Raw genomic sequence first — 757 nt, 5'->3', positions numbered from 1 at the left:
TCGTGCTGGCCAACGCGCTCATCCGCGACAATCGAAAATGGAGCCCAAATGCCACTTGATCGACACGGATACTACGGCCCGCGCCCTTCCGACAGGGAGGCGCGCCATGGCTGATCGCGAATGGACCGCCGACTGCGTCGCCGATCATTTCGAGGAAGCGTTCCGCACCCTGCGCAAGCTGCCACCCGTGAAGGCGCAGGGCTACTTCAATACCTGGCCCGAGATCGTGCGCACCAGCCGCGAGATCGCCGCGATGGAGCCTCAGCCGATGCGTGTCTGGCCCTCGGCCGCCGCGATCACCCGGCTCGAGCAGACCTTCGACTGGGTGCTCTGGATCGACGAGGCGGAGCGCAAGCTGGTCTGGTCGCGCGCCGCCCGCGTGCCGTGGAAGCAGATCAGCGGCGAGCTGGGTTGCGACCGTACCACCGCCTGGCGGCGCTGGCAGCTGGCGCTGACCAAGATCGCGGCGCGGCTGAATGCGTGAGCGACTCCAATGTGTTGCAACACTTTTTCCTTCGACATCTGCAACAGATCCATGCTATTCCGAAGGCAAGATGGGGAGAGTGCGCCGAAGGGCTCGCTCTCCCCTTTGCGTTGACGGGGGCCTTCTGGACCCCGGTATCCAGCGAGGGTCCGGTCGGGGTCCAGCCCGAGGCAGTTTCCGGTTCCTTCCTGGCGACATTCGTATGCTGGCGGGCGAAGCGCGGGACATCGCCAGCGACAGGGCCGATTTTTTGCGAAGCCACCTGGAGTCCAG

General features: G+C 65.1%; 1 protein-coding gene. It reads left to right on the top strand.

Going from position 1 to position 757, the window contains the following annotated elements; genetic code table 11:
* Window positions 1-106: 106 nt before the first annotated feature.
* Complete coding sequence (locus RGD00_RS23435) at window positions 107-484, top strand: DUF6362 family protein (protein ID WP_310459637.1); 378 nt, start codon at window positions 107-109, stop codon at window positions 482-484.
* Window positions 485-757 lie beyond the last annotated feature (273 nt).

Origin of the sequence: Ruixingdingia sedimenti (genome assembly GCF_031432425.1) — a bacterium.
Taxonomy (GTDB): domain Bacteria; phylum Pseudomonadota; class Alphaproteobacteria; order Rhodobacterales; family Rhodobacteraceae; genus Ruixingdingia; species Ruixingdingia sedimenti.
The sequence above is the reverse complement of the archived record's forward strand: the minus strand, read 5'-3'. Positions and strand labels throughout refer to the sequence as shown.

Coding starts and splice junctions, on each gene's coding strand:
- RGD00_RS23435 (WP_310459637.1), top strand. CDS start 107: ATGGCTGATCGCGAATGGACCGCCGACTGCGTCGCCGATCATTTCGAG.